Source organism: Sphingomonas oligoaromativorans, from assembly GCF_011762195.1.
Classification (GTDB): domain Bacteria; phylum Pseudomonadota; class Alphaproteobacteria; order Sphingomonadales; family Sphingomonadaceae; genus Solisphingomonas; species Solisphingomonas oligoaromativorans.
Map to the genome: position 1 here is coordinate 272,001 of NZ_JAASQK010000005.1, position 24,420 is coordinate 296,420.

Annotated in this window: 28 protein-coding genes; 7 read left to right on the forward strand and 21 right to left on the reverse strand. The window is 63.5% G+C overall.

Going from position 1 to position 24,420, the window contains the following annotated elements; all coding sequences use genetic code 11:
* The first annotated feature begins 112 nt into the window (after positions 1–112).
* Entirely contained in the window at positions 113–1,615 is a 1,503-nt protein-coding gene (locus FHS98_RS12075) for a site-specific integrase (protein WP_167105010.1), read from the forward strand.
* 92 nt (positions 1,616–1,707) lie between these two features.
* On the opposite strand, the gene FHS98_RS12080 is transcribed toward FHS98_RS12075, so the two are convergent.
* The 5 genes from FHS98_RS12080 to FHS98_RS12100 form a co-directional block, all read right to left on the reverse strand.
* Positions 1,708–2,058 carry a CopG family transcriptional regulator gene (locus FHS98_RS12080; protein WP_481883004.1) on the reverse strand — a complete coding sequence of 117 codons (351 nt, stop codon included), beginning with the start codon at positions 2,056–2,058 and terminating at the stop codon, positions 1,708–1,710.
* Positions 2,055–4,049 carry a conjugal transfer protein TraG gene (locus FHS98_RS12085; RefSeq protein ID WP_167105013.1) on the reverse strand — a complete coding sequence of 665 codons (1,995 nt, stop codon included), beginning with the start codon at positions 4,047–4,049 and terminating at the stop codon, positions 2,055–2,057. The genes FHS98_RS12080 and FHS98_RS12085 overlap by 4 nt, the downstream gene beginning before the upstream one ends.
* A 757-nt stretch (positions 4,050–4,806) precedes the next feature.
* Complete coding sequence (locus tag FHS98_RS12090; RefSeq protein ID WP_167105016.1) at positions 4,807–5,283, reverse strand: hypothetical protein; 477 nt, start codon at positions 5,281–5,283, stop codon at positions 4,807–4,809.
* Entirely contained in the window at positions 5,276–5,482 is a 207-nt protein-coding gene (locus FHS98_RS12095; protein ID WP_167105019.1) for a hypothetical protein, read from the reverse strand. The genes FHS98_RS12090 and FHS98_RS12095 overlap by 8 nt, the downstream gene beginning before the upstream one ends.
* A 2-nt stretch (positions 5,483–5,484) precedes the next feature.
* Complete coding sequence (locus FHS98_RS12100; protein WP_167105022.1) at positions 5,485–6,231, reverse strand: Crp/Fnr family transcriptional regulator; 747 nt, start codon at positions 6,229–6,231, stop codon at positions 5,485–5,487.
* A 259-nt stretch (positions 6,232–6,490) separates the two neighbouring features.
* Between FHS98_RS12100 and katE the strand changes: the two genes are divergently transcribed.
* Positions 6,491–8,719, forward strand: a complete 2,229-nt coding sequence (gene katE / locus FHS98_RS12105; RefSeq protein ID WP_208402222.1) for a catalase — start codon at positions 6,491–6,493, stop codon at positions 8,717–8,719.
* A 12-nt stretch (positions 8,720–8,731) separates the two neighbouring features.
* Here katE and FHS98_RS12110 read toward each other — a convergent pair whose 3' ends face one another.
* The 7 genes from FHS98_RS12110 to FHS98_RS12140 all read right to left on the reverse strand — a co-directional run bounded on the left by FHS98_RS12110 (position 8,732) and on the right by FHS98_RS12140 (position 13,819).
* Positions 8,732–9,670 (reverse strand): NAD(P)/FAD-dependent oxidoreductase, encoded by a 939-nt coding sequence (locus FHS98_RS12110; protein WP_167105449.1) that lies wholly within the window; start codon positions 9,668–9,670, stop codon positions 8,732–8,734.
* A gap of 52 nt (positions 9,671–9,722) precedes the next feature.
* Entirely contained in the window at positions 9,723–10,259 is a 537-nt protein-coding gene (locus FHS98_RS12115) for a hemerythrin domain-containing protein (protein WP_167105025.1), read from the reverse strand.
* A 133-nt stretch (positions 10,260–10,392) separates the two neighbouring features.
* Positions 10,393–10,803 (reverse strand): low affinity iron permease family protein, encoded by a 411-nt coding sequence (locus FHS98_RS12120; RefSeq protein WP_167105452.1) that lies wholly within the window; start codon positions 10,801–10,803, stop codon positions 10,393–10,395.
* Between the two features lie 239 nt (positions 10,804–11,042).
* On the reverse strand, positions 11,043–12,065 hold the full coding sequence (locus FHS98_RS12125; RefSeq protein WP_167105028.1) for a sensor histidine kinase: 1,023 nt from the start codon (positions 12,063–12,065) through the stop codon (positions 11,043–11,045).
* A 191-nt stretch (positions 12,066–12,256) separates the two neighbouring features.
* Positions 12,257–12,646 (reverse strand): PRC-barrel domain-containing protein, encoded by a 390-nt coding sequence (locus FHS98_RS12130; protein WP_167105031.1) that lies wholly within the window; start codon positions 12,644–12,646, stop codon positions 12,257–12,259.
* Positions 12,647–12,718: 72 nt separating this feature from the next.
* The gene (locus tag FHS98_RS12135) at positions 12,719–13,165 is read right to left on the reverse strand and encodes a ferritin-like domain-containing protein (RefSeq protein ID WP_167105034.1); all 447 of its coding nucleotides are present in this window, start codon (positions 13,163–13,165) and stop codon (positions 12,719–12,721) included.
* 69 nt (positions 13,166–13,234) lie between these two features.
* Positions 13,235–13,819 carry a DUF4142 domain-containing protein gene (locus tag FHS98_RS12140; RefSeq protein WP_167105037.1) on the reverse strand — a complete coding sequence of 195 codons (585 nt, stop codon included), beginning with the start codon at positions 13,817–13,819 and terminating at the stop codon, positions 13,235–13,237.
* A 292-nt stretch (positions 13,820–14,111) separates the two neighbouring features.
* Between FHS98_RS12140 and FHS98_RS12145 the strand changes: the two genes are divergently transcribed.
* The 5 genes from FHS98_RS12145 to FHS98_RS12165 all read left to right on the forward strand — a co-directional run bounded on the left by FHS98_RS12145 (position 14,112) and on the right by FHS98_RS12165 (position 16,397).
* Positions 14,112–14,369: a GlsB/YeaQ/YmgE family stress response membrane protein gene (locus FHS98_RS12145; protein ID WP_167105040.1), complete on the forward strand. Its 258-nt coding sequence runs from the start codon at positions 14,112–14,114 to the stop codon at positions 14,367–14,369.
* A 43-nt stretch (positions 14,370–14,412) separates the two neighbouring features.
* Positions 14,413–15,267: a transglutaminase family protein gene (locus FHS98_RS12150; RefSeq protein ID WP_167105043.1), complete on the forward strand. Its 855-nt coding sequence runs from the start codon at positions 14,413–14,415 to the stop codon at positions 15,265–15,267.
* A 190-nt stretch (positions 15,268–15,457) separates the two neighbouring features.
* Positions 15,458–15,847 (forward strand): hypothetical protein, encoded by a 390-nt coding sequence (locus FHS98_RS12155; protein WP_167105046.1) that lies wholly within the window; start codon positions 15,458–15,460, stop codon positions 15,845–15,847.
* On the forward strand, positions 15,844–16,002 hold the full coding sequence (locus tag FHS98_RS12160) for a hypothetical protein (RefSeq protein ID WP_167105049.1): 159 nt from the start codon (positions 15,844–15,846) through the stop codon (positions 16,000–16,002). Before FHS98_RS12155 ends, FHS98_RS12160 begins: the two co-directional genes overlap by 4 nt.
* Positions 16,003–16,100: 98 nt before the next feature.
* Positions 16,101–16,397, forward strand: a complete 297-nt coding sequence (locus FHS98_RS12165) for a hypothetical protein (RefSeq protein WP_167105052.1) — start codon at positions 16,101–16,103, stop codon at positions 16,395–16,397.
* 125 nt (positions 16,398–16,522) lie between these two features.
* Here the strand turns inward: FHS98_RS12165 and FHS98_RS12170 are convergent, their stop codons facing one another.
* The 9 genes from FHS98_RS12170 to parA all read right to left on the reverse strand — a co-directional run bounded on the left by FHS98_RS12170 (position 16,523) and on the right by parA (position 24,401).
* On the reverse strand, positions 16,523–18,358 hold the full coding sequence (locus FHS98_RS12170) for a cation:proton antiporter domain-containing protein (protein WP_167105055.1): 1,836 nt from the start codon (positions 18,356–18,358) through the stop codon (positions 16,523–16,525).
* A 679-nt stretch (positions 18,359–19,037) separates the two neighbouring features.
* A complete protein-coding gene (locus tag FHS98_RS12175; RefSeq protein ID WP_167105455.1) occupies positions 19,038–20,783 on the reverse strand; it encodes a relaxase/mobilization nuclease domain-containing protein in 1,746 nt (581 codons plus the stop codon).
* A 283-nt stretch (positions 20,784–21,066) separates the two neighbouring features.
* Positions 21,067–21,234, reverse strand: a complete 168-nt coding sequence (locus FHS98_RS12180; protein WP_208402223.1) for a hypothetical protein — start codon at positions 21,232–21,234, stop codon at positions 21,067–21,069.
* 306 nt (positions 21,235–21,540) lie between these two features.
* Positions 21,541–22,146, reverse strand: coding sequence for a lytic transglycosylase domain-containing protein (locus FHS98_RS12185; protein WP_243847993.1), 606 nt, complete (start codon positions 22,144–22,146; stop codon positions 21,541–21,543).
* 30 nt (positions 22,147–22,176) lie between these two features.
* Positions 22,177–22,515 carry a DUF736 domain-containing protein gene (locus FHS98_RS12190; RefSeq protein WP_167105061.1) on the reverse strand — a complete coding sequence of 113 codons (339 nt, stop codon included), beginning with the start codon at positions 22,513–22,515 and terminating at the stop codon, positions 22,177–22,179.
* Positions 22,516–22,529: 14 nt separating this feature from the next.
* Positions 22,530–23,060 (reverse strand): S26 family signal peptidase, encoded by a 531-nt coding sequence (locus FHS98_RS12195; protein WP_167105064.1) that lies wholly within the window; start codon positions 23,058–23,060, stop codon positions 22,530–22,532.
* Positions 23,057–23,518 carry a DUF2840 domain-containing protein gene (locus FHS98_RS18850; RefSeq protein ID WP_167105067.1) on the reverse strand — a complete coding sequence of 154 codons (462 nt, stop codon included), beginning with the start codon at positions 23,516–23,518 and terminating at the stop codon, positions 23,057–23,059. Before FHS98_RS18850 ends, FHS98_RS12195 begins: the two co-directional genes overlap by 4 nt.
* Positions 23,515–23,766: a ribbon-helix-helix protein gene (locus tag FHS98_RS18855; RefSeq protein ID WP_167105070.1), complete on the reverse strand. Its 252-nt coding sequence runs from the start codon at positions 23,764–23,766 to the stop codon at positions 23,515–23,517. Before FHS98_RS18855 ends, FHS98_RS18850 begins: the two co-directional genes overlap by 4 nt.
* Entirely contained in the window at positions 23,763–24,401 is a 639-nt protein-coding gene (gene parA / locus FHS98_RS12210; protein WP_167105073.1) for a ParA family partition ATPase, read from the reverse strand. Before parA ends, FHS98_RS18855 begins: the two co-directional genes overlap by 4 nt.
* Positions 24,402–24,420: the final 19 nt, after the last annotated feature.

Here is a 24,420-nt window from a genome sequence, read left to right on the forward strand (position 1 = left end):
GAAATCTTGCAATGCGCGGCCGCCAGATGTATCCTTTTCTACGATCGAATTTCCGTCCGATTGCTTCCGCTCTGCTTCCGCGGAAGTGGGTGCCGAGAGTGGGAACTGGCATATGCCGAAACTGACCAAGCGCGTTGTCGAAAGCGCCGAAGCCATCGACGCTGATCTCTTTGTCTGGGACGACGACGTGCAAGGGTTCGGGCTCCGCGTTTTTAAGTCTGGACGTCGAAGCTACCTCATCCAGTACCGCATCGGAAAGCGCACCCGTCGCGTTACGATCGGAAGTCATGGGGTCTGGACCGTGGAGACCGCGCGACGGGAGGCGAAGTCCCTCCTCGGCCAGGTCGCCGCCGGGATCGATCCCGCTGACGAGAAGAAGCGCGACGCTGCCACGCTCTCGATCGGTGATGCGTGCGACCTGTATCTGGAGGAGGGTCTGGCGACCGCCAAGGACAGCTCAATCCGGCAGGCGCGCTCGAACATTGAGAACCATATTAAGCCGCTGGTGGGCAATCACCTCCTCTCCACGTTCACCCGCGGTGACGTGCAGCAGCTCCTTCGCGACATCGCCGCAGGAAAGAGCGCGAAGACCACGAAGCGTGGGCCACGATCCAAGTCGAGGGTGCGCGGGGGCAAGGGCACCGCTAACCGCGTGATAAACACCTTAAGCGCGGCGTTCACCTACATGGTTGACGAGCGGCTGCGAGCGGACAACCCGGCGATTGGGATCAAGAAATATCCTGGCAAGAAGCTGGAGCGGTTCCTCTCGCCCGTCGAGCTGCATCGCTTGGGCGGGGTTCTCGCGGCGGCGGCCTCCCTCGGCGTGGAGAGCGAGTATGCCATTGCCGCCATCAGGATGCTGATCCTGACCGGATGCCGAAAGAATGAGATCCTTTCGCTCCGGTGGGAGTGGATCGATCGCTTTCACAAATGCCTGCGGCTCCCCGATAGCAAGACCGGGGCGAAGGTCGTCCACCTTGGCGCACCCGCGCTTCGGCTGATCACGTCGCTGTCCCCCCGACCGGGCAACCCGCACGTCTTTCCCGGTCGCACAGCGGGGACGCACGTCACCGATCTTCAGTCGGTATGGACCCGCATCCGCAAGTCTGCGGAGCTGGAGGACGTCCGGATACACGACTTGCGCCATAGCTTCGCCTCGGTCGGTGCGAACAATGGCGATAGCCTGCTGATTATCGGTGCCCTGCTCGGCCATCGCTCGGCGAAGACAACGGAGCGTTACGCACACTTGGCCGATCATCCGGTGAAATCCGCCGCTGATCGGATCGCTGACAGGATCGCTCATCATCTGGAGCTAGAAGAGGCGGCGACTGATCTGGAAGAAGTCGAGGCCCCGGCCGAAGACTTCTGGGACGACGAGGCTGGCATGGCCGCGACGTGCGATCCGATCCTCGGTTCGATCATCCGGACGAAATGGATGGACACGCGGGCGGCAGCGGCGCTCCTCGGGATGACCGTCGGCACGCTCCAAACCTATCGTTGGCAGGGCACTGGACCGGCGTTTCAGAAGATCGGGCGCAGGGTCGTCTATTCCAAGCAGGCCCTCGTCGCGTGGAAGGGCGCTCTACCCGAAGAGGAAGAGCGGCGCGCGGCCTGAGCGCTTGAAACGGTCAGTCGGCCTCCGGCTTGGACCCGGCGATGTCACGGCTGATCTCATCCAGCAGGCGCGGTCCCGATTCCATCCGGCGGCTAAGTGCTTCGACGAATCGCTCCCAACGCTCCTTGCCCATTGCCTGGGCCGCTGCGCGCGTCGTCGGGCATCGGTGGATTTGCGGTGAGCCAGAAGCGAACGAACAGCGCGATCGTTTCGTTGGCGAGGCCGACGTTCCATTCCATGCGGTCAAGCTGTCGACCGAGCCGGTCGAGGCGACGGCTGATTGCCGCCTCCAGCCGGTCGGCGCCGTCCGGCGAGAGGAACGACGAAAGCGCCGCCTCAACGATTGCGGCCTGCGATACTCGGCGGGATCGGGCGTGTTGTGCTAGATCCCGTGCAAGCTCGGGCGGTAGGCGGAATGTCTGTTTGATCCGCAACCCGGTCAAAGCGCGATCCCATCGTCGGGGTCGAGTGACGCCTGTCGTGCCGAGCTGACGAGCCGTTCGCGCAACGCAAAGTTGCGAGTGCCGTCCTCGGCCCCGTCAGTATCCTCGAAATCGAACTCGTGACGAACGGGGACTGTCGCAGCCACGATCTCCTCATGCTGCGGCAATTCGGGCTCGCGGCGAATGCCCGCATTGTCCTGGTCGCCTTCGTCCGCCTCGAAAGAGGTGGGCGGCGGTGCCGGCGGTGCGAACGGCGCGACCGGCCTCATGCCGGACCAGTCGTCTGCGGGGCGATGGCCGGGTGCTGCGAAGTGCGGGTTCGGTGGTGGCAAGATGCGGCGAGCCAGGCGCCGGTCCGCGTAATATCGCGCCTTCAAGGCGCGAATGGGGGAAATCCCCGCCACCATCACGATCTCGTCACTCGGCGGTAGTTGCATGACCTCGCCCGGGGTAAGGAGCGGACGAGCGGTCTCCGTGCGCGACACCATCAGATGACCAAGCCAGGGCGAAAGCCGGTGGCCAGCATAGTTCTTCATCGCGCGCATCTCGGTCGCGGTGCCCAGCGCATCCGAAATCCGTTTCGCCGTCCTTTCGTCGTTGGTGGCGAAGGATACCCGAACGTGGCAATTATCGAGGATCGCGTTGTTGGGGCCATAAGCCTTCTCGATCTGATTGAGCGATTGCGCGATCAGGAACGCCTTGATGCCGTAGCCGGCCATGAATGCGAGCGCGCTCTCGAAGAAGTCGAGCCGGCCTAGCGCCGGAAACTCGTCGAGCATCAACAGGACTCGATGGCGGCGGGGCTTCGGCGTCAATTCCTCGGTCAGCCGCCGACCAATCTGGTTGAGCACCAGGCGGATCAGCGGCTTCGTGCGGCTGATGTCGGATGGCGGGACCACCAGATAGAGGGTGACGGGGAGAGTGCTGTCCATCAGGTCCGAAATGCGCCAATCACAGGCGCGTGTGACGCGAGCGACGATCGGATCTCGATAGAGACCGAGGAACGACATGGCCGTCGAAAGGACACCCGACCGCTCGTTCTCTGACTTGTTGAGAAGCTCGCGGGCGGCCGACGCGACGACCGGATGTACGCCTGCCTCGCCCAGGTGCGGTGTCGTCATCATAGCGCGCAGCGTGCTGGTGATCGGGCGCCTTGGATCGGAAAGAAAAGCAGCGACGCCGGCGAGCGTCTTGTCGCTCTCTGCGTAAAGGACGTGGAGGATCGCACCGACGAGCAGGGCGTGGCTCGTCTTTTCCCAATGGTTCCGCTTTTCGAGACTTCCCTCTGGGTCGACCAGCACGTCCGCGACGTTCTGCACGTCGCGCACTTCCCATTCTCCGCGCCGCACCTCCAGAAGCGGATTGTAGGCGGACGATGCAGGGTTGGTCGGATCGAAGAGGAGCACGCGGCCGTGCTTCCCGCGAAATCCGGCGGTGAGCTGCCAGTTCTCACCCTTGATGTCGTGTACGATCGCGCTGTCGGCCCAGGTAAGCAGCGACGGAATAACGAGCCCCACACCTTTGCCGCTCCGCGTCGGCGCAAAGCAAAGGACGTGTTCTGGCCCGCGATGGCGTAGATACGCGCGGCGGAGCAAGCCGAGCACCACTCCCTCCTCGCCCAGCAGCCCGGCAGACCTGACCTCCTTTTCGTTTGCCCATCGTGCCGAACCATAGGTGTGGGCGAGCTTTGCTTCCCGTGCGCGCCAGACCGACATGCCGATCGCGATCACGATCGAGAGAATACCGCCGGAGGCAGCGATCGCCGCGCCCTTAACGAAGATTCTTGGTGCGTATGCATCGAAGGCGAACCACCAGTAGAAGAACGCGAAAGGCGGGTAGATCGGTCGGCTGAGCAGGAAGAACCAAGGCCGGCCGAGTTCGGACTGATAGGCGAGCGCCTCCGCGGTCCATTGCGTAGCCCCCCAGATACAGGCGAGCGCAACAAGAAGAACAACGATCACTTGGCCCCAGAGGATCTTCGTTGCTGACATGCTCGCCTCCCTCCGCAACCGAGGACGACGATGGCTAGCAATCAAGGCCCAACCTAGGCTCGTCGCACTGCTTCGTACAAAAAGAAGCGACAGCGTCGTGGGTGCCCAGACCGCCTTTGGGACCAAGCAGTCGTTCCAGACCGATCTTTCGAACGGCGGGTTCTGTTAGTGGCCGCCATCCAGCCTTTGCTAGACCGACATCGCTGAACGACAGAAGTTGGGCCGATTGCGGAGCGGCAGGTTCCGGCATGCAAGGCGCCATAGCCGACATATCTTGAACCCAGGACAAGCGGGGCTCGGTTCACTTCCATCAACCGGCGGCCCCGCGCAGGACAAACATAACGAATATGTGTCGCCGTTTCTACTTCGCTTGCACCGCTAACGAGCGCAGATCACCGCACTACGTCGCCCTTCCGACTCGCTGGAGCTATGACTAGGAGCCCTGAGCAGTTAGTCCGCTCCAACCCAATACCTCTGAGAAACGGACGTGACGTGGATGCAAGACGTCGCATAAGACGCTTGCGAATGTCGCTTTGGGAAGATGAGGACTGCGGTAGGCGAGATCGGCCTTGCGGCAGGCGACGACATGATGATCTTCCCATCGGCCATGCCGGTCGTGAACACGACATCTCGGCTGAACTCCTGAACGGGGGCAGCAGCGTGGCACTATCCGAAGAACCGGCTCGAATGCCCGGCGTTCCTGCCGACATCACGAAATCAACACGGATCAATATGAATCTCGCGGCTTGCCGATCCGCTACCGGGAGCGCCGCGCTGTCTTGCGCTTGAGCCGCCGGGCATTGGCCGTCGCCTTGCGGTGAACCGGTGCGAGCGCCGTCGATCCGAGCCTCGCGGCAGCTTCGATCGACTCCAGCGTCAGCGTGGCCGCGCGGCTGCCGAGATCGGCAAGCTCGGCCGGCGTGGGCGGACGACCGCGCATCGCCATGCCGCCAAGATGCTGCATATGGCGAGCCCAGGCCGACTGCGCCTCCCACCAGGCAGTGACGGTCGCGGACCCCGCGCGCGAGAAGGCATCCACCTTTTCGGGCACCATCCGCCCCAGTTCCGCGTGGTCGCCGGTCAGGGGCGAGCGTACCGCCGCCTCGATGATCTTGCCCCGTGCGGCGACCACGGCATTGGCGGCGGTCAGCGTCTCCACCGCGCGCATGTTGGTGCGCGTCACAGAGGCGCCTGCCACCAGCAGGCGATTCCAGGTGGAGAAAGGATCAAACATCGTCGCTCTCCGCTCTGTCCGCGATCTGCCGCTCGGCGATCACGGCGGCCGAGATCAAGCTGTGCCCGGTTCGTGCCGCGGCATCGGCCGTCATCGTTATGGCCACCCCATTGGGTCCGTCGAGGACGACGAGGCCATCCTCGGCGTTGGCGATGCCGGGTTCACTCTGGGGCTGCGGAACTGCGGGTGGTGCGGGCATGACTATGGCCTTGGGTTGGAGGACGAGTGCGCGGGTGTTCTGTGGTCGATATAGAGATAGGCGGGGTCGAACTGCCCGCGCGTCGCCAGCCGTTCTGGATCGAGGATTTCGACGAGCGAGGACCGGAAGATGCAGAGCCGCTCTTCGCGCAGATGCCGCATCACCCGGTTCACATGCACGTTGGTGAGACCGCAGATTTCGGCGAGATCGGTCTGGGTGAGACCGAGCGCGAAGCGGCGGCCATCGCTGAGACCCGCCGAGACGAGCCGGGCATTGGTTTCGCACAGGAAATGCGCCACCCGGCCGATCGCGTCGAGCCGACCGAAGCGGAACAGCCAGGCGCGATGGATCGCTGCATCGACGAGCGTGGCGAACCAGAGCTTGCGCGTGAGCTGCGGCATCTCGCGGGTGATCGCGTCGAGCTCGGCGTGCGGCACGATCGCGATCGTCACCGCGGTCATCGTCGCAACATCATGGTCGAGTATCTTGAGCGGATAGGCGTGCAGATCGACGAAATCGCCAGGCAAATGCACAGCGACCAGTTGCCGGAGGCCATGCCGGTCGTCGATGTAACGCGACATGATTCCTTCGACCAGCAGTGTGCTTTGATCGATAGGCTCGCCCGCGCGCACGACCGTCCGCCGGGGCGCGAGGGTTTGAATCTCGCTGATGGCCGCCTCAAGCCTGTCCCGCTCAGCGGGCTCCAGACTGACGCCGCTTTTGTCCCTGAGGAAACGTTCGGTGAACATGGCTGACCATCCTCCCGTCGGGCCAAGATGCATCAGCGCTGATTCTGTGCCTCTCCCTAACGGGTGACATCGCTGCGCGTTGCGCGGGGCCTGGGCGCAATCGTGATGACGCAGGTTAATTTTGGTGTGGCGCCGGCAACCTCGCCAGCTCGCGCGGGTTCTTCGGTCACACCCGGCAGCGGCATCGTGGCTGCGTGCCCGGCGCGCAGCCACCCGGCCTCACCGTTTCGACTCTCAATCAACCGACGAGGATATCATCATGGCTAAGAAGCCCGCATCGCCCAAGGCGACTCCGGAATCCGCCGGCAAAGTTACGCCGCCCGATCTCGTGGGAGCCGACGTCGGAGGAGAGTCCCCGCAAAAGGCATCGCCCGTACCCGAGGACGCCGCGATCTCCTTTTCCTACGGCGAACCGCAGGCGGATGGCGGCGAGACACATCAGGTTGCCGATGGCGACGTGGCGACGCTGACCACCCAGCAGGGCATTCCGGTCGCCGATGACCAGAACAGCCTCAAGCAGGGTGAGCGTGGTCCGACGCTTCTGGAGGACAGCCACTTCCGGGAGAAGATCTTCCATTTCGACCATGAGCGCATCCCCGAGCGTGTGGTCCATGCCCGCGGCTATGGTGCGCACGGCTTTTTCGAGCTGACCGACAGCCTGGCCGACGTCAGCCGCGCCGACATCTTCCAGCGCGTCGGCGAGCGCACGCCGGCGTTCGTGCGCTTCTCGACGGTCGCCGGCTCCAAGGGTTCCTTTGATCTCGCGCGCGACGTGCGCGGGTTCGCAGTCAAGCTCTATACCCAGGAAGGAAACTGGGATTTGGTCGGCAACAACATCCCGGTCTTCTTCATCCAGGATGCGATCAAGTTCCCTGACCTCATCCACGCAGCCAAGCCGGAACCCGATCGCAATTTTCCACAGGCGCAGACCGCCCACGACAATTTCTGGGACTTCGTCAGCCTGACGCCCGAAAGCTTCCACATGATCATGTGGACGATGTCCGACCGCGCGATCCCACGCTCGTTCCGGACGATGGAGGGTTTCGGCGTCCATACCTTCCGGTTGGTCGATGCCGAAGGCAGGTCGACCTTCGTCAAGTTCCACTGGAAACCGAAGCAGGGCCTCCAGTCGGTCGTCTGGAACGAGGCGGTCAAGATCAACGGTGCTGACCCTGATTTCCATCGCCGAGACCTGTGGGACGCAATCAACGGCGGCGACTTCCCGGAATGGGAGCTGGGCGTGCAGCTGTTCGATGATGATTTCGCCGACAGCTTCGAGTTCGATGTCCTTGATGCGACGAAGCTGATCCCTGAGGAACAGGTGCCGATCCGTGTTATCGGCCGGCTGGTGCTCGACCGGGTGGTCGACAATTTCTTCGCGGAGACCGAGCAGGTCGCGTTCATGACCCAGAACGTGCCGCCGGGCATCGATTTCTCGAACGACCCGCTGCTGCAGGGACGCAATTTCTCATATCTCGATACCCAGATCAAACGCCTGGGCGGCCCCAACTTCACCCACATCCCAATCAATGCGCCCAAGTGCCCGATGGCGCATTTTCAACAGGACGGGCACATGGCGATGCGCAATCCCAAAGGGCGGGCCAACTATGAACCCAACAGCTGGGGGGCGGCGCAGGGCGGGCCGCGCGAGGATCCGGTGCGTGGTTTCAGCAGCTTCGCGGAGGAGGCCGACGGTCCCAAGCAACGTGTGCGCTCGGAGAGCTTCGCCGACCATTACAGCCAGGCGCGGCAGTTCTTCGTCAGCCAGACGCCGATCGAGCAGAAGCATATCGGTGATGCGTTGGTGTTCGAGCTCTCGAAGGTGGAGCGCCCCGATATCCGCTCGCGCACGGTGTCGCACCTGCTCAATATCGACGCGGCGCTTGCCGCGACGGTTGCCGATGGCCTGGGGCTCGCCTTGCCGGACCCCGCGATCGCCGCGCGCGAGCCGATCACGGACCTCCCGCCGTCCGACAAGCTCAGCATCGTCAAGAACGGACCAGCCAGTTTCAAGGGCCGCAAGCTTGGCATCCTGCTGACCGATGGCGCTGATGCGTCCATCTTCAACGCATTGCTCGAGGCGGTGGAAGCCGAGGGAGCGGTCTATGAGATCGTCGCACCCAAGATCGTAGGCGTCACTCTGTCGGATGGCACGACCGTGGCGGCAAAGCACAAGATCGATGGCGGCCCTTCGGTCCTGTTCGACGCGGTCGCGGTCCTCGTCTCCGCCAAGGGGGCGGCTTTGTTGTCGCTCGACGCGGCGGCCAGGGACTTCGCCACAGATGCGTTTGCGCACTGCAAATATATCGGCCTCGGCGCCGAGGCTGAGACGATATTCGCCAAGGCGGGTATAGCGGAGGATCTCGACGAAGCCTGCCTACCGCTCAGCAAGGCCGGAGATGCCGTGGCATTCATCGAAGCGTGCCGTTCGCTGCGCCACTGGCCACGCGAGCTCAACGTCGATCTCGACGCGCAACCGCCCGCATAAGGGAGCGACTGCCTATCGGCGGAGCGGCGTCTTCCGGGCCAGGTCGTTGCGGATCGTGGTCGCGGCGACGCCGCCTTCGCCCATGGCGTGACTGATCTGGTCGAGCCCGAGCACGACGTCGCCCGCCGCGTAGAGTCCTGGGACGTCGGTGCGCTGGTGCGCATCGACCGTCAGGCAGCCATCGGCGGAACGGGATGCCCCCACCTGTCCAGCCAGTTCCGAACGGATATCCGAGCCGAGCGCGGGATAGAGCGTGTCGAACCGCTCCGGCTGGCCATCGACGACAAGCTCGATCCCGCCGTCGACAAGTCGCAAGGCCGAGCATTGCCCTGCGATACGGATACCCGCATCCATGAGCAGCGAACGCTGTTCGTTATCAAGAGCGTGGCTTTGGTAAGGCGCGACCAGGGCAATGTCGGCGCTGTAGCTGCGCAGGAAAAGTGCTTCGTTGCAGCCGCGTTCGCCGGTTCCGAGCACCGCGATGCGCCGGTCGGTAACTTCGTATCCGTCGCAGATTGGACAATAACGCAACCGCCCGGAAGCCAGCCCCTCGTCGTGACAGGCATCATCCGTCATCGGCGGCCGGCGATTGATCACGCCGGTCGCCAGCAGGACCGTCTTGGCCCGCAGCCTCTTGTCTTCAATCTGTGCGGTGAATCCGGTGGTCGACCGCTGAAGCCCGATGACGAGCCCTTCGCGCAGCTCGGCGCCATAGGCCCGGGCCTGTTCGCGCATCCGATCGAGCAGCTCGGCGCCCGATATGCCTTCCGGGAAGCCTGCATGATTGCGGCTGAGCGGGATGAGCGCCGCGCGACTCTTCCCGGCATCGACGACGAGCACCGAGAGATGGAAGCGTGCAAGATAGATCGCGGCGGTTAGCCCGGCGGGGCCGCCGCCAACGATCAGGCAATCATAATCGAACTTGGGCCGCAACCCATCTCGCTCGGTCATCATGGGAGGCCCGGAGGGTCGGACATCCGCCGCCATGCGGATGCCTGAACCATCACGCCGTCTGGGCCATCAATTCCGCCTTTCGCTCGGCCAACTGGGCGCCGAGCGCCTTGAGGTCGAGATCGCTGTCGCGGCTTTCCGGGAACATCTCGCTCTCCTCCTCCTCGACATGGTGGTCGATATATTCGCCGAGCACCGTGACCTTGGCGTCAAACAGGCGGTCGCCCGCCTTCATCGACTGGATTTCCGCGATCAGCTGCTTGGCGCTGGCATGCTCGACTTCGGCCTCGTCGAGCAGATCATCGTCGTCGATCGCCTCGCGGGCCGCGGGATAGTAGATCTCCTCCTCAATCTGCGCGTGGACAGTCAGCGCTAGGCAAATCTTGTCGGCCAGCGCCTGCTTCTCGGCCTCATCCTCAAGGCTCTCATACTGCCTGAAATAGCCCTTCACCTCTTTGTGATCGTCCTTCAGCAGCTTGATCGCGTCGGCGGGCTTGGCGGCCGCCCGGGCCGTTTTGCGCGCCGTTTTCGAGACTGGCTTGGTCCTGGTGGTGCTGGTCGGCTTCGCAGCAGTCTTGGTTGCGGCCATGATTCATCTCCTCTTGATGCGGATCGTCGTTGAGAAAACCCGCTACCGTGCGCGAGGAGCCCGAAGCCGGCGCAGAATTAACATCCGTCAGTACGATTCCGGCTACAAGGGCACTTCCCCTGAAGCGAGCGCCCTAATAACGCTTGAGGAGCGCCTCGACGGTCCGCTCCACGGTCCTGGCCCGATCATTCTCGCTCTCGATGTCGCTTTCCAGGGCGTCGCGGATTTCGCAGATCTGCGCGTCGGTGAGGTGCTCGATGCCGACGAATTCGACGCGCGCCTTGTCGAGCGCCCGGAGAATCTCGTCGAGCTTCGCCTGCATCGCCGCACCGTCCCGGTTCTGGCTGTTCTGGATAAGGAAGACGGCAAGGAAGGTCAGCACCGTCGTCGCGGTATTCACGATCAGCTGCCAGGTATCCGAATAATGGAGAAACGGGCCGCTCGCGGCCCAAATGATGACCAGAAGTGTCGAGATAATGAAGGCGAGCGGCTGACCCATGAGCGAAGCCGATCGCGTCGCAACCAGCGTAAAGAAGCGATCCATGCGTACAATCCTGCGCCATCGGCGCGGAGAGATCGGCGCGAGGGAGCGATGGCGCCGCAGGAATAATCGGCGCTCCACGCACACGCCATTGCTCTCATATTATCACAGATTGATTTGCACGGTGCCGACTATGAGGATGCCGCGTCCGACGGCATTGCTAAAGGCGAGCTGACGCATAGCAGATCGATGCCGCCACACTCATTGGCTCTACAAGCGGATCCAATCCGCCTTTATTGCTGTCAGGACGTTCGAGCCTTCGCGTGCGTGATCGATACCGTGGTTCCGGGACAACCGCCCTCGGTTTCGACGGTGGCGTCGAGCTGATTAGCCAGGGCTTCCACGATACTGGTGCCGAGACCCGGCTTGGCGTCGGCGACGGTCTCGGGCGTTCCGACGCCGTTGTCGCTGACAGATAATGTCCAGTCGCTTTCATGCGCATGATAATCGACCAGAATCCTGCCGCTACGACCACGCGGAAACGCATGTTTGAGCGCGTTGATCACAAGCTCGGTGACGATCAGCCCCAGACTGACCGAGATGTCCGCTTTCACGCTGCTGCCATCGGCGGTCACCATGATCGACATCTGGTCATGATCGTGGATCATCGATGCGCCGAGGCTCTCGCAAAGCTGGATGAAGTAACCCCGCAGCTCCACATCGCCCAGCCTGGAAGCTGCGAGTTGTTGCTGGAGGGTAGCGATCGACATGACCCGGTTGTGGGCATCGTGGAGATGACCTCTTGCCTCCTCGGATTGTACCCGCCGCGCGCTCTGCATGAGCACGCTGGCGATGATCTGGAGGCTGTTGGCGACGCGGTGCTGTAGCTCCTGCAGCAGGATCGCCTTTTCGCGCAGCAGGTCATCCTTGAGCTTCTCACTGATGCGCGCCTCAGTGACGTCGGAAATTGTCAGGAGCAGGCGGACCTGCTCCGTATCACCATAGTCGAGCTTCTGGGCATTGAGGACGAGCCGCCGGGATGAGACGTAACCCTTGAGGTCCATCTCATAGGCCTCGATCCTTGCATGCCCGGAGAGGGTGGCGCTGAGCAGCGAGCGGAGCTGAGGCACATCCCACTCGCCCGCGCCGAGCTTGAACAGCGGCTGTCCGGCCACATTCGGAGGTTCAAGGCCGAAGGCGCGATAAAAGGATGTGCTGCCGGAGATAACGGTCAGCTCCCCGTCGAGCAGAAGCGCCGGCGCGGCGGACGAAGCAAGGATCGCCAGCGCCAGATCGCGCGCGACGTCGGGGTGGGTCCGAGTCATGGTAATGCCCCCTTTCCGGGAGGCCGGAAAGCTAGCGGTATGAAAGCCGAATCCGGATAGTCGCGAGCCGGACGCCCTCGTGGAGCGCACGGGCTTGCAGTCGCAACATAGCATGGTTCATACTCCAACCCGGCATCCATTCGACACCGGGCAAGCATTCCTTTCTGGCCCGCCCGCGAAGAAAGACCGGATCAGGCGATGTCCATGGGCGGCAGCTGATAATAGTCGGTCACCCGGCGACCGTAGGCCTCGTCAAATACAGGAGCCGAATCCGGCCGAAAGCTGGGAGCGCCCTCTAGAAGCCGCTTGTCGATCGCCGCCGCGTATCCACCCCGCTTCTCGTCATAGCGAAATGCCGCCCAAGGAATGGGGTGATAGCTCTGCCCCAGCCCGAGGAAGCCCCCCGTCGAGAGAATGATATAGGCGACCTGCCCGGTACACTCGTCCAGAATGAGCTTGTCGACGGTGCCGAGCTTGTCACCGTCACGGCCATGCACGGCCTTGCCGCGCACATCGTCGGCGGAGATCAGGACGCGCCTGCCGACAGAGACCTGAACGGGGATTTCTGCATTGGTGGCCATGGCCATTCTCCGTTTCGTTGACTATCTGGGACGGCAGACGCTTGCCCGCCACGCCGAAAATTGGGCCTTGCCTCAGATCAGACCATGCTTGAGTGCGCGGGCCTGATCATGACCGGCCTTTACTGAAGCGAAGCCCTCGCGGATGACCGCGAGGGTGGCCGGTTGCAGGGTCGTATCCCTCAGGGCGTCTTCGAACTTCGCCTTGATGTGATCCTCTCCCCGTTCGACTTCCTCGATGATCGCCTTGTCGTTCTTGCCAGAGAGCACCTGCTTCAGGTCCATGAAGCTGCGGTGCGCGGCACCAAGGAAGCTGGCGCTGCTTTCGGGTTTGCCGCCGAGCCCTTCCACCTCTGCCTGCAGGGAAGCAACAACCTGTCCGCGGTCGCGCGCGAAATCGGCGAACATCGCCGCAAACCGGGTGCTCTCCGCATCTTCGGCGGCGTCCTCGAATCCCTTCATGCTGTCGAGGGTCGTGGTGATCATTCCGTTCAGTACGGAAATGTCATGCTTGTCGTTCATGTCTGGATCCTTCGATTTGGTAGCTTGGTGGGCCGGACAGGTTCGAACCTGCCCGGACCGGCCACATTTTCAGTTGGCCGAAAGCGCCGAAGGCAGCAGCGCGTTGCCCTGCTGGAGCTGCTGCTCGATGATCGGCACGCCGTTGCCGGCCACCTGCTTCAACGACTGGTCGGCGCCATCCTCGGCATAGCCCTTGTAAGTCGCCCAGTTGCCCTGCTGCACCTGCGCGGACTGGGTAAGGTAGAGATTGTCGAACGAACTGCGGGGCGTATCGCGGAGCATTCTTAGCATCGAGGCGCGGTCGGCCGACAGGCGGGTGGTCGGCCTGACGATCTTGCGCTGGTCATTGCTCAGCGACGCCATCAGCGTCTGCTGGGAAGTCCGCGATTCCGAAATGAGGCGCCGGGCATAATCCTTGACGTCGCTGCGCTGCGACCGCCTCAGGCTGAGGCGGCTCGCCGCGATCTGGAACTGGTTGGCATCGGAGGCTGCGGCCGAGAAGGCGGGAGCGTCGAGGCCGTGGATGGGAGCGGCGCCGACATTCAGGCTGGAATAGCTGCCCGTCGTGCCCGGCGTCGTGGACTGGGCTGGCGCGACCGCCGCGGCGCCAAGCGCTGCCGTCCCGAGGAGGACGGCGAAAACTGCACGTTTCATTTGATGTTCCTTACAGACGTGCAACCCGCGGGGCTCTGCCGGCGAGAAAGACGGTCTGTTCTTTTGGCTGAAAACGCACCATCCAGGATGGAAGGCATCGCTTGGAGCGTTCAGATAACGCGCCGGGAGAAAAAACGTTACAGGCCATCGAAATAAATCGTGATTGGGTCGCTGTAAAAACCGGTCTGATTACGCAATCTTCAGGAACGCTTCATTCTTCGAGGAGTTAGGACCATTCCGGATATGACAAGTCAATCTGACCGCGACGTCTTCTGGGCATAGGAGAACGATCATGGGAATTATCATGTGGCTTGTGGTCGGTGGCATCATCGGCTGGCTCGCAAGCGTGGTCATGCGGACGGACGGTCAGCAGGGTATCCTTCTCAACATCGTGGTGGGTATCGTCGGCTCCTTCATCGGCGGCTTGATCTTTGCGCGAGGCGACATCAACAATGCGCCGCTTACGATCACCACCTTCCTCGTTTCACTGGCGGGTTCGATCATATTGCTCGCGATCGTCAATCTGGTTCGCCGCGGGTCGGTGCGCTGAGCACCCGAGTGGATGGCGTCATGCGTCCCGCGAACGCTCGATCATGCTGACCATCCGGCACCGCACATCCTATCATTATCGTCTGCCGGTCCAGTTGGGACCGCATCGCCTGATGCTGCGCCCACGCGAGGGACATGATGTCGCGCTTGTGTCCTTCCAACTGCACATCACGCCTGAGGCGAGCGTTTCCTGGGCGCGCGATGTGGCAGGGAACGCTGTCGCAACGGCCGTATTCTCCGCGACCACCGAGAGCCTGGTGATCGAAAGCCAGACGGTTCTCAATGTTGGCGCCGTCGCCTGGCCAGTGTTCGATATCGCGGCGTCCGCAATCCACTATCCTTTTCGATATAGCGATAGCGACTGGACGGATCTCGGCGGCCTGACCGTTATGCAATATTCGGATGCAGCGGGGAGGCTGCGCAACTGGGCGCAGGCATTCGTCGATGGCAATCCGACCGACACACTCGCTCTCCTCAAGGATCTGAGCACGGGCGTTTCGGGCTGGATCGCCTACCAGTCCCGTGATGACGAAGGCACGCAATCGCCGGTGGAGACACTGGATCGGGGTTGGGGATCATGCCGCGATTTCGCGATGCTGTTCGTCGAGGCGGCCCGCAGCCTCGGCTTCGGCGCACGGATCGTCTCGGGCTACCTCGATAACCGCGCGGAAAATCTGATTGGCCAGGCTGGGGCCGGATCGACCCACGCCTGGGCCGAAGTCTATTTGCCCGGCGCCGGCTGGATCACCTTCGATCCGACCAATCGCAGCGTCGGCGGGTTCAACCTCGTTCCGGTGGCCGTAGGGCGGGACATTGGCCAAATAATGCCGGTCAGCGGCAGCTATGCAGGGCCGACGAACATGCTTGAGAGCATGACCGTAGATGTCGACCTGAGCTGATGTCGGCCATCTCCATCCGGGTAAAGTGTCGGCAATCTGGGCTCAATTCGTTCAAGGATCGGCATAAGGACCGCCCATACATAGCAATATGGCCTCGCACCCCCCATATGAGCTCTATCGCACTCCATGCCTTGAGCGCAGGTGCGGCTGAGAGATGATTCGTGCTCCCGCTCATAGCCGGAGACGAGCTATGGTCCATGACGGCGCCAGCGCTGCGAGCACGCGCAAAGCGGGTCTTCCGCTGCCCCCTTCCACGCTCCCGATCCAGGTCTGTGCGCGGCGCGATGCCGATCAATCCCCGGAAGAAAGCTGGGAAAACGAAGGCGGACACCTCCCTCGTTTGGACAGGGCGAGTGGCTCATCGGGAGCTTTCACAACTGCCGATGGCGAAATTGAGCGGCTCACGACAGAGGTCCGCCTCATGGCGAGCACCTTGTCCCGCGATTTTGCCAGTGGCCGGGTGGGAACACGGTACAACACATACGCGCATCGCTCGCGGGTTCTCCGCCAGTTGACGGCGAAGCTCGACGCCATGCGCGAGCGAAAAGCCAGTTTCGAAGCGCAGGAGCAACGACAATGAGCATTTCAGGGCCAGACGACACCGCCGTCGCCGAACTCATGGCCAAATACGGGATCACCCGTGTCCCGGCAGAACAGTTCCACTACAAAGACTATCGCTATTCGCGGCTCAGCGACGCGATCGCTCAGGCAAAGCGAGACGCGCCGCCCTCGTGAAACAGCCACGGGCGTTCTACGGTTGGGCGCAAGCATCCGGATCAATGCCCGACAGCCGAGCGCATCGCTAGCGAAAGGACTTTACCGCAGCGTCAAAAATGACGCTGGCTATTGAGAAAGGACTTCTCATGGAACTCTCATCCACCTTATGCCGGGTCCAGGAGGCATATCAACAAGATCGCGCGGCCAAAGCGGTTTTGGAAAATGTCCGCACCGTCGCTGGGAAAGCAGCCAAAGCATGGGGGCTTGAGGCCCTAGCCGCCGAACGCCGGGAAGCACGTCGCGAACGGACGCGCGTCATTGCGGAAATGGCGGCTCTTCAAAAGCATCGGTTCCCCGAGGAGGAAGACAGGCTGTTCAGCGAGAATCCGGATAGAGGCTTCGGCAACACCTAACAAAGCCTTCGGAAGAGCCATCGTCCGCCGCAGTCACGGCGCCCCGCCCGCAATTGAGTGGAAGTGCTACCTTGGTGTATGGCGGCAGGTGGCAAGCGTGACACGCACCTGTTTTAGCAGCCCTTTCAGTCAGAATCTTCATCGTCCGCACGACGATGCCGTAGCTCCGGCGCTTCCCGTGCAGGAATCTCGGGCCGCCGCTCAAACGCGCCGCCCGCGCCGGACACGCGTTCATTCTGGATGATCTCCGCCGCCCGCCTCGGTGAGACACCAAGGCTGCGCAGGGCATATTCCGTCAGGCCGAATGACAACTCGCGCGCGCCCATGATCGCAAGACCGATACCCTCGCTCTCGAGATGCGCGACCTCGGCCTCGCTATGTGTCCGTACCGCTATGTCGATTCCGGGATTGAGTTCACGGGCGATCTCGATGATCCGCCGCGTCTGGAAACCTTCGGGCGTCGCGATCACGAGCAGGCGCGCCTGGGCGATGCCGGCGGCTGCGAGAATCCCTGGTGTCGAGGCTTCTCCATATATCGCCGCCACGCCGCGCGCCCGGAGCGCCTCGACACGTCGCCGGTCCTTGTCTACGACGATGACAGACAGATTCTGGTCCTTGAGCGTCTTGCCAACCACGCGGCCGACCCGCCCGTAGCCGACGATGATCGCATGGCTACGAGGGCCATTATCGGATGGTTCCGATAATGCGGACAGGGTCTGCCCGCCGCCACGCTCAAGGATCGACAGGATGCGTGGATGCCGACGCAACCATCGCTCGAGCCTGTCAAAGGCGACGAAGACCAGCGGATTGAGCGTGATCGAGAGTAGCGCTCCGGCCAGCACAAAATTCCTGCCTTCCGCGGGAACCAGCCGGAGCGCGACACCAAGTCCGATCAGAATGAAAGAGAACTCGCCGATCTGGGCTAGGCTTGCCGATACCGTCAGCGCCGTTCGGACGGGATAGCCGAAGGCCAGCACGATACCAAAGGCCGCTACCGACTTGCCGATCAGGATGATCGCCAGAACCGCGAGGACCTCCAGCGGATCGCGCAAGAGCACGGCAGGATCGAACAGCATGCCGACCGAGACGAAGAACAGGACTGCGAAGGCGTCTTGCAGTGGAAGCGAATCCGCCGCCGCTTGATGGCTAAAGTCGCTTTCGTTGAGCACCACGCCTGCAAAGAAGGCCCCTAGTGCGAAGGAAACGCCGAACAGCGCGGCCGATCCATAGGCGATGCCCAGTGCAGTCGCGAGCACCGACAGCGTGAACAATTCACGCGATCCGGTCCGGGCGACACGCTCCAGCACCCAAGGTACCGCTCGCGTGCCCACCACAAGAACCAGCGCCAGGAACAGCGCAACCTTCGCCAGCGTGCGCAGCAGGGCGAGCGCGATAGCGCCGACGGTCGCCTGGCTACCCGCGCTGGCGTTATCGCCCAGAACGCCAGCAAGCGCTGGAAGTAGGACCAACGCCAGAACCATGGCTAAATCCTCGACGATCAGCCAGCCGACGGCGATGCGGCCATTTGTCGAATCCAGCGTGTTGCGGTGTTCCAGCGCGCGTAGCAACACGACCGTCGAGGCAACCGAGAGCGCAAGACCAAAGACGATGCCCGAACCCGGTGACCAGCCCCAAAGGTGTGCCAGCCCCGCGCCGAGCAAGGTCGCGACCGCTATCTGCGCAACAGCCCCCGGGATCGCGATGCGCCGCACGGAAAGAAGATCCTTGACCGAGAAATGCAGGCCCACACCGAACATCAGGAGGATCACACCGATCTCGGCAAGTTGCTCCGCCAGCCCCGCATCACTGACAAAGCCCGGCGTGAAGGGGCCGACCGCAATGCCTGCCAAAAGATACCCGACCAGCGGGGGCAGCTTCAGCCTGATCGCGACGAAACCCCCGATGAAAGCGAGCACGAGCCCCATGACGATCGTGGCGATGAGGCTCGTGTCATGAGGCATCGGCGTCCCCTCCGAGAGCTCGCCTGCCGACGCGCTCGGTGAATCACCGACAGACGGACCCGAGCGAGGCGCGAAGCGCCATCGCGTGTACCAAGTCATTTAGTCGATAACGATGAGGAGCTAGCCCTACACCAATCCGCCGAGCAAAGCGATGAGCCGCTTCGAAGGAAGCGACGTTCGCCCAGCCTCTTAGGCTTCCAGCGATGGCGATATGAACGAAGGGGAGTTTTGATGGATCCATGCGACAGAGCCAACCAGCGGAATGCGTTCTTCCCCGACGTTCGGCAAAACAGGGAGGATGTCCGCTTTCGAGCGTGCCCAAGATGTAGTTGAATGATCTACTTTGGGTGCGCGAAGCGGCCCCGTGGGATAATTCGAGCTCCTGTTCCGTACTGGTTGCCCGGCTTTACTATGCCAGCGTAGCCGGGGCGGCGCTAGGATAGGAATCGACGGCAAACGGCGGTGTTTGGCGCGCCGGGAAAGATTCGACTATTTGCTGATCGTTGAGCTACCTGAATGAGTTTCGTACGCTTTTAGGTAGCGCTGATCCGCGACTGAGCGTCCGACTTTGGGGCGCATTGCTGACCGTCCGGTTCGCCATCCGCTATCGACCGCCTTCGGCTAGACCTGACGTTTACGGGTTATGATCTGAACGACCAGCTCTGGTCGCAACCGGCGGTCAGATGCCCAGACTTTTTCCTCGACCTAGCGTCCAATCCACACTTCCGCCGCGCGTCATAACGCCGTTGATCTGCCGCCCCAGATGCCCTTCGATCGCCGGCCGCCACGGCACGAGCTGAAAGCCAAGCCCGTTGTCGATCATGGCGTAACGGCCAGACGAAAGAGTGACCCGCTCGCGATAGAGGCCGCTGACATGATCCCCCGATGCAGAAGGCCGGTGAGCGAGGCCGGTCGTGCGCTCGATGTCTCCGATCGCCTCGGCAAGTTCGCGCGTGCGCAACGTCTCGATCAGGTTCGGCGCAATGACAAGGCGACGTCCATCACGGCGCGCCAAGCCATCTTTCGCAAGGACGTCAGCTCGCTTGTCCATCGCCTCGCGAACCTCCCGCGCAAACCCGGCATTTCCGACCACGGGGTCGCGGTCGACGAGCTGGCGATCGAGCCAGGTCGCGCCTCGCGCCCGCACCTGTTCGGACAGGGTCAAATCGGATCGCACGCCGAGCGAGAGCCGATCGTCGCCGCGCCGATCGGTCCAGCGTCGAAGCTCAACGATCGACCCCGGCTTGCCGTCGCCCGTCATCTCCAAATTTTCGAAGCGGAGATGATGGACACGGCCGTCCGTCCCGTCGACGACGGCGTACGCGGTGCCGGTCAACTCATCGTGTAGACCGCGTTCGACAAGCCGGCCGATCACAGGATCATTGGGAGCAATCTCATGGACGGCGAATCGAGCAGGATCGGCAGCTGCCAGGGTTCGGCCAATCGCCTTGTGCATAGTCTTGATGATATCCCCGCGGTCGCCGAGGTCGCGGAGGGTCTGCTCGATGTCGGGCTTCAGCGCCCACACTGCCGGCCCGACATTCTCGGCTAGCCCCATCCGATCGAGCTTCGCCGCCCTGGCAAGTAGTCGTCGCCGGCCAGCGTCGCTGTTGGCGCCGGGGCGCAGGTCGATCACGCCGCCGGCGTCGTCGGCCATCTCGCGGAGCCGCTGGTCGAGGCTCGTCCAGCGATCGGCGTCGACTTCACGATCGAGCGCTAACGCAATCTCGCGTGCGTTGCGCGGACCGAGTTCGAGCGTCGCGCGCTCCTGCGCGCGGAAGCGCATACCCTCTCGAATATAATCCTTGTCCATGACGAGATCGGTGCCGTCGTCTGCGCGTCCGCGCACGAGAATGTGGACGTGCGGGTTGTCGGTGTTCCAATGATCGACCGCGACCCATTCGAGGCCGGTGCCGAGGTCGCGCGCCACGTCCGCCATCAGCTCGCGGGTGAAAGTTTTCAGGTCGGCGAGATCGGCGGCATCTTCGGGTGACACGATGAAGCGGAAATGGTGACGATCGTCGCCGCTGCGATCGGCGAAGCTGTCGCCGTCCGCCGCATCGGACCGAGCATCGAAGAGGTCCGCAGGGCGCCCGTCGCGCGTTACGCCGTCGCGCTTCAGATAAGCGACATGCCGCCCGAGTGGCGCGGCGCGGAAGCGGGCACCGGAGTGGCGCACCACGCGAGCCTTGATGACCACCCGGCGACCGTTGGCACGGAATCGCGCGCGGAGCGCCGCCGCTCTCCCTCTCCCCCGTGATCCCGTGCCCTTTGTCCTGCGCCCTGGCGCGCGGCGTGCGTAGCCTGCCTTCGCCGCCGCCCGTCGCACCTGGGCGGACAGTGACTGGACCTTTCGGCCGCTGGCGCGACCGGCATCACGGGTTCGCCCGACATGAGGCTCGAACTCTCCGTCATCCCGGCTCATGGTGCGGAAATCCGCGCTTCTGGCCACGGTGCCGTCGCGTGATGCGTTGAAAACGCTGGAAAAATCCTGCCGGGCGCCAGCCGCGAGGCGGGCTTGCCATACGCAAAAACCCTGATCTGCCAACCACATAGCCCGGCCAAGCCGGCGCTGCTTTTATCTCGCCATCGTCTCTTCCCTGCCTTCTCCCCCTGTGTCCTTCCTGTTCGATCCCCTCGCGAAGACAAAAAGAAAGGCGGGCACGGCGCCTCGTCGACGCCGCACCCGCCTCGCTGGATCGTGCCAGTCAGCCGATCCGTGTCTCGCCCGGGATGTCCCACGGCCGCATCGCCGCGAGCCGTTCGAACTCCGACCACGCTGCCTTCAGCTCGCGTTCGATCTGCGCCGACTCGGCCGGATCGCAGCACCCCGAAAGCTCGGCCCGCAGTTCCTGGATATGATCGTAGAGCGCCATCATCGCCTCCTGATTTGAGAAAGACGATGTCGCCGCCTGGCAGGGATCGGGTCGGGTCAAGGATCGCAGGTGGTACGCCTGCGACCGCGTCAGCGGCGATGGGGGTCACGATTTTTTCCGGCGCGTCGCAACGCCGCCGGTGAAAAGCTGCCGCCCGATCGCCGGGAAAAATGGTGGGGCCCCGTCGTCCTTGAGGCGGCCCGGTCCCTGACAGATGCTCGGCAAGTCTGAGCAGAAATCTCCCTCTCCACACGCGCCACCCCCAGCGACGGTGCGATCTTGCGGAGCGTTTCCGAGGGCTGGTGGTCAGCGCGAGACAGCATTGGCCGTGCGAACGAAAAGCGGATCGGCGGTTGGTGCTGGAGCATTGGGCTTGTCGTTCGCCGGCACCGGCGAGGCACCAATCCTGTCGGGCGACGCGCTCACGAAGAGCGAAGCCCGCGTCCAGGCGTTCGGGTCCGCGACCGGCGCAGACCTGACCGCTGGCGCCAACCGCGCGAGATAGGCGGTCGTCTCGGCGGGAAGCGGACGGTGACGGTAGAGGTAATCCTCGTACCGGCCCGGCCCCGCATTATAGGCTGCCAGAAAACCTGGCTCGCCGTACCGATCGTGCATCGCGCGAAGAAAGAATGCGCCAGCCACGATGTTGTCGTGCGGATCGAAGGGATCGCTTCCGAGGCGAAGCCTCAATCGCATATCGGCCCACGTCGCGGGCATGAGTTGCATCAAGCCCATCGCGCCGGCCCGGCTGACGGCGTGCATGTCGCCGGCGCTCTCGATCCGCATCACCGACCATATCCACGACTCCGGAATGCCGGCACGCTGCGCCGCCTCGGTCACGATCGCGGCGATCGGCGACGGCCGGGCCAGCGCATCCGCATTGGCAGGAACATCGCAGGCGATCAGCAGCATGGCCGCAATGAGCCGGACCCGACGCATGGCTCAGGGGCGCTCTTCGCGGGCCGTGGGACGGTTCCAGAGGAGCACATGATCGCGCGGCGATTGTGTCGACTGGAACAGGTTTGCGCGGATTGGCCGAGGCAATGTCGGGCAATCGATTTGCAGCGCGACATACTCGCCGGCGCGTTCGCCGACCTTCCGCCAGCCCGCGCCGACCTCCGGTCCTTCGGCGGTCGCCCCGAGGTGGATGCGATAATCGGGCGCGTTCCCGCCGTCCTGCGGTTCGGCCGGAACGATGGTGAGGTCGGCCTCAATGTTGAGCGTTCGAACGCGCCCCTGATAGCCGTCCATCGTCTTCATGAACTCGCCAATCTGCGTCATGGCAACTCTCCTCTTCAGGTGTGAGCGGGGTCGTGGCTGCGTGCGTCCGTCCACACCGGGACCGCGCGGCCGAGGATCGAAGATCGCGGCAGGACGCCGAAATAACGGCCGTCGAAACTGTCGGGCACGTCCGTGTTCATCACGAATACGTCGTCCGGCCCGAGCCATGCGCAGCCCTGCCACTGTGGTAGCGGGCGCCCGAGACGATCGCGCAGGCGCGCCGTTCCGATGGCCTTGCCGTCGACGGTGATCGTCACGCCGGCGCGGCAGACGAAATCGCCATTGGCGCCCGCGACCCATTTGATGAGCGGCAGGCCGAGCGGGAGATAGTGCCGCTCGGCGGCCAGTCTGGCGGTTGCCGGGCTTGGCCGGATCGCGACCATCATGCCACGCCTGACCGTCTTGAGCGGGTCGACACGATAGAGGCCGATCGGCGTGCTCGCGGTCGCATTCCAGAGGAAGCGTGTGTCGATCTTGTGCACGACGGGCGCCACGATCGCGGCGACGCCGAGCGCGCATGCCATCACGATGAGCCCGCGCCTCATGCGACCGCGCTCCGAAGCTGCCAAGCCCGATGGCGGCTCGGCGAATACGCTCGCGGTCGCATACCGGCCGCAATCCGGTTGTGGACGTGCCGCCAATGATCGGGCGCGGCGTCGCAAGGATCGACCCCGGCGGCCTCGACCGCGTCGATCGCCGCGAGCACGGTCTCGACGCGCCGCCAGCTCGATGTCGCGAGCAGCAGTTCGGCGCCGGGATCGACTAACGGGGTCGTCGAATATGGCTCGCCCGGTGAGACGGCGCGCACGATGGCGATATCCGACGTCGCGGTGCCGAATTCGTTGGCGGTCCATCGAACCAGCGCGAAAATGCTGCCAGGCGCGAAGCTCAACTCGCGACGGCGCCGGTCGACAATGCGGTCGCCGATCTCGCGGCCAAACCGGAGCCATTGCTCGATCTCGCCCTCGATCCACGTCAGGGAAACGAGCGTGGAAGCGCTCATGGCTGGCCCCCTGCGACCTCTGCATACTCGCGCTCGAAGAGCGCGCGCAGCATGTCGGCGACGGTTTGCCCCTGCTGGAGCGCCGCAAGTTTCAGGCGACGGCGCAGGTCTGGCGTGATGTCGATCGTCAGGCGCGCCGTGTAGGGATTTGCGGCGACAGCGGTCGTGGCGGGATGCTCGGCCGCTCGCACCCACTGCTCGGCGTCGCCGGGGCGGCTGGCGAAGCGACGAGGCCGTTGCGCGCTCACCGTGCGGTCTCATCGACATCGGCAGCAAGCCAGGCGATCTCGCGCGCGGCGTGGCTCGTCTCTTCCAGCTCGAAGGCCAATCGCCCGTTCTGCATGGCTTCGGCAAAGGCAACGCGCTGGCCGATCATTGACGGCAGCAACGGTGGATCTTGGTCGGCGAGCGACGCACTGGTTTCGCGGGCGAGCACCGAGCGGGGACCGCAGCGATTGAGCACGAAGCGCGCCGCCAGTTCGGGTCGGAAGATGCGGGCCTCGCGCAGGAGCGACAACATCTCTGCCGATGCCCAGCCGTCGAGCGGCGACGGCTGCACCGGGATCAGGACGAGATCCGCTGCCAAGAGCGCGGATCGCATCAGCCCGGCGACCCTCGGAGGGCCATCAATGACGATATGGTCGACGCTTCGCGCCAGCTCGGCGGTCTCGCGGTGCAGAGTGTCGCGCGCAAGCCCGACGACGCCGAACAGCCGATCGAAACCCTGGTGACTGCGTTGCTCCGACCAGTCGAGCGCCGAGGCCTGGGGATCGGCGTCGATCAGCAGCACGCGCTTGCCTAGCCGGGACCATTCGCCGGCCAAGTGGAGGGCGAGCGTGGTCTTGCCGACACCGCCCTTCTGATTGAGCAGCGCGACGATCATCGTGCCACCCGTCCGATCG